The organism is Acidimicrobiales bacterium (assembly GCA_035547835.1).
Classification (GTDB): Bacteria; Actinomycetota; Acidimicrobiia; order Acidimicrobiales; family Iamiaceae; genus DASZTW01.
The window spans coordinates 1-6,307 of record DASZTW010000003.1; the positions used below are offsets into that span (position 1 = coordinate 1).

Annotated in this window: 5 protein-coding genes and 2 rRNA genes; all 7 read left to right on the plus strand. The window is 69.4% G+C overall.

Going from position 1 to position 6,307, the window contains the following annotated elements; translation table 11 throughout:
- Positions 1–426, plus strand: a 23S ribosomal RNA gene (locus VHA73_02120); the annotation flags it as partial.
- 76 nt (positions 427–502) lie between these two features.
- Positions 503–619: ribosomal RNA gene (rrf, locus tag VHA73_02125) — 5S ribosomal RNA — on the plus strand.
- A 751-nt stretch (positions 620–1,370) separates the two neighbouring features.
- Positions 1,371–2,093: a hypothetical protein gene (locus VHA73_02130; protein ID HVX16803.1), complete on the plus strand. Its 723-nt coding sequence runs from the start codon at positions 1,371–1,373 to the stop codon at positions 2,091–2,093.
- A 114-nt stretch (positions 2,094–2,207) separates the two neighbouring features.
- Positions 2,208–2,624 carry a hypothetical protein gene (locus VHA73_02135; GenBank protein HVX16804.1) on the plus strand — a complete coding sequence of 139 codons (417 nt, stop codon included), beginning with the start codon at positions 2,208–2,210 and terminating at the stop codon, positions 2,622–2,624.
- Positions 2,625–2,755: 131 nt separating this feature from the next.
- Positions 2,756–3,805: a class I fructose-bisphosphate aldolase gene (locus tag VHA73_02140; GenBank protein ID HVX16805.1), complete on the plus strand. Its 1,050-nt coding sequence runs from the start codon at positions 2,756–2,758 to the stop codon at positions 3,803–3,805.
- Positions 3,806–3,964: 159 nt separating this feature from the next.
- The gene (locus VHA73_02145; protein ID HVX16806.1) at positions 3,965–5,851 is read left to right on the plus strand and encodes a 2-oxoacid:acceptor oxidoreductase subunit alpha; all 1,887 of its coding nucleotides are present in this window, start codon (positions 3,965–3,967) and stop codon (positions 5,849–5,851) included.
- Between the two features lie 4 nt (positions 5,852–5,855).
- Positions 5,856–6,307: thiamine pyrophosphate-dependent enzyme (locus tag VHA73_02150; protein HVX16807.1), on the plus strand; the 452-nt coding region annotated here is incomplete at its 3' end.

Sequence of the window (6,307 nt, forward strand, 5' to 3'; positions counted from 1 at the left end):
TATCGACGGGAAGGTTTGGCACCTCGATGTCGGCTCATCGCATCCTGGGGCTGAAGCAGGTCCCAAGGGTTGGGCTGTTCGCCCATTAAAGCGGTACGCGAGCTGGGTTTAGAACGTCGTGAGACAGTTCGGTCCCTATCCTCTGCAGCCGGAGGGAACTTGAGAAAGGCTGTCCCTAGTACGAGAGGACCGGGACGGACGTAGCTCTGGTGTGTCAGTTGTTCTGCCAAGAGCACCGCTGATTTGCCACCTACGGAAGGGATAAGCGCTGAAAGCATCTAAGTGCGAAGCCCGTTTCAAGATGAGGTTCCCCACTGGGTCAACCAGGTAAGGCCCCTGGCCAGACGACCAGGTTGATAGGCCGGAGGTGTACGCACAGCAATGTGTTCAGCCGACCGGTACTAATCGGCCGAGGGCTTGGATCAACACCAAAGATGTTCGTGCTCGCTATGGAGTCCTCGAGGGGCCCGGGTCGCAGGCCCGCGCTCCACGGACAACAGATTTCGGTGGCCATGGCGGCGGAGTCACACCCGTTCCCATTCCGAACACGGAAGTTAAGCCCGCCAGCGCCGATGGTACTTGGGGACAGGTCCCCTGGGAGAGTAGGACGCCGCCGATTTTTTCTGAGATGGGCCCCCGCCACGGCGGGGGCCCATCGTCGTTTTCGGCCCCGCCGCAGCGCGGTCGGGCACGACCGGTGCAGGTACGCTGCGTGGATGGCCCCAGATGCTTCCCGTCGGCGTTCGAACGCGCCCCGATCAGGGCCCGCCGGTGGTGCGAAGCGCCACAGCGGTTCGGCCGCCGGGAGTGAGCGGAGTGCAGGCCGAGCGGCCAACCCTCGAGGTCGGGCGGCGGACTCCCGCGGGGGTGGCCGGACGGCGTCGGGCGGCGCGGGGCGGGCCGGCCGGGGCGGCGCGGCGGGTGAGAGCCAGGGGACGCGCGGGCGAGGCGAGCGAACGGATCGCGCCGGGCGGCCCGCTCGTAGCGGCCGGCTTGATCGCGACCAGCCGTCCGAGCGTCGCTCAGGTGGGTCGCGTCGGTCACGCGGTGACCGGTCTGGCCGGTCGGACCGGGTCGACAGGGCGGATTGGGGCGGGCTGACCCGACGCGGAGCTCGCAGGGTGATGGAGGGAGACGCCATCGGTGGCCCGCCACCGCGGCTCGAGCGCGACGACCCCCCGAGCGAGGATCGCCCGGCGCACCGAAGCCGTGCGACCGATGCACCGGGGGCGAGCGGCCCGTTGCCGACCGGCCCTGATCGTGGCGACGAGGAGTGGCGCGTCGAGGTCCGGTCGGAGGCGGCGGGTGCCGTCCGACGGGCTGGCGGCCGCAAGGGCGAGCCCGGGCGCGCGGGGGGCCGCGGTCGTGGGGTGGCACCGGAGGCCGGACGGCGGCCGTCCGCCGGGTCGGGCAAGGGCTCGGCGACCGGACACGCCGGCGCGCCCGAGGGCGAAGGTGGGCGGGCCCGGGCCGACGACCTTCTGCGCGCCGAGCTCGCCGACGAGGTCGGCGCACGCAAGGCCCCGCAGATCGAGGCGCGCCTGGGGGCCGCCGCCCGCGCGTTCCAGCGTGGTCGCTATCCCGAGGCACGCACGGAGCTGCGCAAGCTCAGCCGGGAGGTGCCGGGCTCCGCCAGCGTTCGCGAGCTGCTGGGTCTGACGTACTACCGCCTCGGTCAGTGGAAGGCCGCCACGCAGGAGCTGACCAAGTTCGTCGAGTTGACGGGCTCGGAGGAGCAGCACCCCGTGCTCGCCGACTGCCAGCGCGCCCTCGGCCGTCACGCCGACGTGGAGCGCCTGTGGGCGGAGCTCCGGGAGGGCTCACCGTCTGGCGGGCTCGTGGCCGAGGGCCGGATCGTGATGGCGGGCTCGCTGGCCGACCGGGGTCGGCTCCGCGACGCCGTCAAGCTGCTGGAACAGGCGCGTTGGCAGGTCAAGCGCCCGCGCGAGCACCATCTCCGCATCGCGTACGCGCTGGCCGATCTGCAGGAGCGGGCAGGTGACCTGCCGGCGGCACGCGCCACGTTCGCTTGGATCGTCGCCCACGACGCCGAGTTCGCCGATGCCGGCGAGCGCCTTGCGGGCCTGACCTGACACCGCGGCCTCCCGGCGTGGCGGGCAGGTCGCTTCCCATCGTGGCTGTCGGAGGTCGTGAGTACGGTCGAGGCACTTCCCCTCCCTGTCGTGTCCCGACCTGGAGGAACCGCGATGCCGACATCGCCGACCAAGCCCCGCACGTCCCGCCGACCCCCGGGCGCTGACCGCTCGCGCGTCGAAGGCCTGAACGTGACGGTGCTCCGGGGTCACCTCTCCCGCCCACCGACCATCCGTGAGCTGCCCTCCGGCGCCACCTTGTGGGGCTTGGAGGTGACCATCCCCGTCGTCGACGGACCCGACGAGACCGTTCCCGTCGCCTGGTTCGATCCGCCAAGCGGTGGCCCCGAGCTGCGCGCCGGCGATCGCGTGGTGGTCACCGGCCGGGTGCGGCGTCGCTTCTTCCGTGCCGGAGGAGCGACCGCGAGCCGCACCGAGGTGCTTGCCGAGGAGGTGCTGTCGACCCGGCGGCGCCGTGCCGTGGGAGCCGCGGTCGGGCGCGCGGTGGGCGCGCTCACCGAGGACGTGTGATCGTCTCGCGTGGTGGGCTCGGTGGCCTCGGGTCGGGCCCGCCCGGACCCGGGCCACCCATGGCCCTCCACTACGCTGGAAGCACCGCTTCGGCACCCGCCGAAGGCCGCGATCCAGGAGCACGCAATCCGGTGGACATCCAGTCTCTGCTCGGCGGCGAAGCCGATTCGTTGTTGGGCCACGTCGCGAAAGCCATCCCGAAGGACGTGCTCACGGTGCCTGGCCCCGATCACCTGAGCCAGGTCTTCGAACAGTCGGACCGTCACCCGCAAGTGCTGCGCAGCCTCCAGTCGCTGCACGACCACGGTCGCCTCGCCGGCACCGGCTACGTGTCGATCCTGCCGGTCGACCAAGGCATCGAGCACTCGGCTGCCGCCTCGTTCGCGCCGAACCCGCAGTACTTCGACCCGCTCAACATCGTCGAGCTGGCCATCGAGGGCGGCTGCAACGCCGTGGCGAGCACGTTCGGCGTGTTGGCCACCGCCTCGCGCCGCTTCGCGCATCGCATCCCCTTCATCGTCAAGCTCAACCACAACGAGCTGCTCACGTACCCCGAGACGTACGACCAGGTGATGTTCGGCAACGTCCGCCAGGCCTATGACCTCGGCGCGGCCGGCGTCGGGGCGACCATCTACTTCGGGTCGGACCAGGCCACGCGCCAGCTTCGCGAGGTGAGTGAGGCGTTCGCCGAGGCGCACCAGCTCGGCATGTTCACGGTGCTCTGGTGTTACTTGCGCAACAGCGCCTTCAAGGTCGACGGCGTGAACTACGAGGAGTCGGCTGACCTCACCGGGCAGGCGAACCACATCGGCGTCACCATCGAGGCCGACGTGATCAAGCAGAAGCAGCCCACCAACAACGGCGGCTACAACGCGGTCGGCTTCGGCAAGACCAGCCCGCTCGTGTACGACGACCTGACCACGGATCACCCGATCGACCTCACCCGCTGGCAGGTCGTGAACTGCTATCTCGGCCGGATCGGGCTCATCAACTCCGGTGGTGCCTCGTCGGGAGCCGGCGACCTCGCCCAGGCGGTCCGCACCGCCGTCATCAACAAGCGCGCCGGTGGCATGGGTCTCATCAGCGGCCGCAAGGCGTTCCAACGCCCCATGGCCGAGGGTGTCGAGCTGCTGAACGCCATCCAAGACGTGTACCTCGACTCGTCGATCGACCTCGCCTGATCGCTCGCGACGAGCGCCTCGAGCTGCCGCCCGTGGCGATTTGGAATTGCACGCGCAGCGCGGCAACCTGAGATCACGCGCGGTGGTCCGACAAACCGCGCCGCGGGCAGTCGTGAGCCACCGCCCGACGCCCGGCGATCACACTCCGAAGGGGGCCTTGTGTCCGACACCGCCGAACGAGCCGGCCAGCGCGAGCTGGTGGAGCTCGATCGCGTCATCATCCGATTCGCCGGCGACTCCGGCGACGGCATGCAGCTCACCGGCGACCGGTTCACGACGTCGAGCGCCCTGTTCGGCAACGACTTGGCGACGCTCCCGCAGTTCCCTGCCGAGATTCGGGCGCCTGCGGGCACGGTGGCCGGTGTCTCGGCCTTCCAAGTCCACATCTCGGACCACGAGATCACCACGCCAGGTGATGCGCCCAACGTCCTCGTCGCCATGAACCCCGCCGCCTTGCGCTCGCAGCTCCCTGCACTCGAAAAGGGTGGCACGTTGATCGTCAACACCGACACGTTCGACGAGCGCCACCTCGGCAAGGCCGGCTACCCCGAGGACGCGGACCCGCTGCACGACGGCTCGCTCGACGGTTACACGGTGTACGAGGTGCCGATGACCTCGCTCACCAAGGACGCGGTGGCGCCCCTGGGGGTCAAACCGCGGGACGCCGAGCGGTCGAAGAACTTCTTCGCGCTGGGCCTCATCACGTGGATGTACACCCGGCCCGAGGCGCCGACGCTCAAATGGATCGACGAGAAGTTCGGTAAGGACCCGAAAGTCGCCGAAGCCAACACCGTGGCGTTCAAGGCGGGCCAGGCGTTCGGTGAGACCACCGAGGTCTTCGAATCCGCGTACACCGTTCGTCCCGCGCCGCTCGAGCCGGGCGTGTACACGAACATCACCGGCAACACGGCGCTGGCGTGGGGTCTGGTGGCCGCCAGCCGCCAAGCGCGCCTGCCGCTCTTCCTCGGTGCGTACCCCATCACGCCTGCGTCCGACATCCTCCACGAGCTGTCCAAGCACAAGAACTTCGGCGTGCGCACGCTGCAGGCCGAAGACGAGATCGCCGGCATCAGCTCGGCGATCGGCGCCGCGTTCGGCGGCCACCTCGCCGTCACGACCTCGAGCGGGCCGGGCATCGCGCTGAAGACCGAGGCGATGGGCCTCGCCTTGAGCCTCGAGCTACCGCTGGTGATCGTCGACGTGCAGCGTGGCGGGCCGTCCACGGGCCTGCCGACCAAGACCGAGCAGGCCGATCTCTTGATGGCCATGTACGCCCGCCATGGCGAGGCGCCGCTGCCGATCGTGGCGGTCAAGAACGCCTCGCACGCCTTCTACGCCGCGATCGAGGCGGCGCGGATCGCGCTGAAGTACCGCACACCGGTGATCTTGCTGAGCGACGGCTACATCGCCAACGGTTCCGAGCCGTGGCACCTGCCGTCGATCGACGACCTCCCCGACATCTCGACCACGTTCGCCAGCGCGCCGAACCACACCAACGACGACGGCAGCGAGGTCCACTGGCCCTACGTCCGCGATCCCGAGAGCCTCGCACGCGAGTGGGCGGTTCCGGGCACGCCGGGGCTGATGCACCGCATAGGCGGCATCGAGAAGGAAGACGGCTCCGGGAACATCTCCTATGACCCCGCCAACCACGAGCGCATGAGCCGCTTGCGAGCAGCGAAGGTTGCCGGCATCGCCAAGGACATCCCGCTGGCCGAAGTCGAAGGTGACGAGGATGCAGAGCTGCTCGTCCTCGGTTGGGGATCCACCTGGGGCGCCATCGGCGGTGCCGTCGACCGGGTCCGCAGCCGCGGCAAGAAGGCCGCCCGCGTGCACCTCACCCACCTCAACCCGTTCCCGGCGAACTTGGGGGAGGTGCTGCGACGCTTCCCCAAGGTCCTCGTCCCGGAGATGAACCTCGGCCAGCTGTCGCGCCTGGTGCGGGCCGAGTACCTCGTCGACGCCCGGTCCATCAACAAGGTGCAAGGTGTGCCGTTCACTGCCGGCGAGCTCGAGCTCGCCGTCCTCGAGGCGCTGGAGAGCTGAGCCGATGACCGATGTTGAGATCACCACCAAGAAGGACTGGAGCTCCGACCAGGAAGTTCGGTGGTGCCCCGGCTGCGGCGACTACTCGGTGCTGACGGCCGTCCAGATGCTCATGCCGGAGATCGGCGTGAAACGGGAGAACACCGTGTTCGTGTCGGGCATCGGCTGCTCGTCGCGCTTCCCGTACTACATGAACACCTACGGCATGCACTCGATCCACGGGCGGGCGCCGGCGATCGCCACCGGGCTGTCGTCGTCGCGGCCGGACCTGTCGGTGTGGGTGGTGACCGGTGACGGCGACGCGCTGTCCATCGGCGGCAACCACCTGATCCACGCGCTGCGCCGCAACGTCAACCTCAAGATCCTGCTGTTCAACAACCGGATCTACGGGCTGACCAAGGGCCAGTACTCGCCGACGTCCGAGCTGGGCAAGATCACCAAGTCGACGCCGTTCGG

Coding starts and splice junctions, on each gene's coding strand:
- VHA73_02135 (HVX16804.1), top strand. CDS start 2,208: ATGCCGACATCGCCGACCAAGCCCCGCACGTCCCGCCGACCCCCGGGC.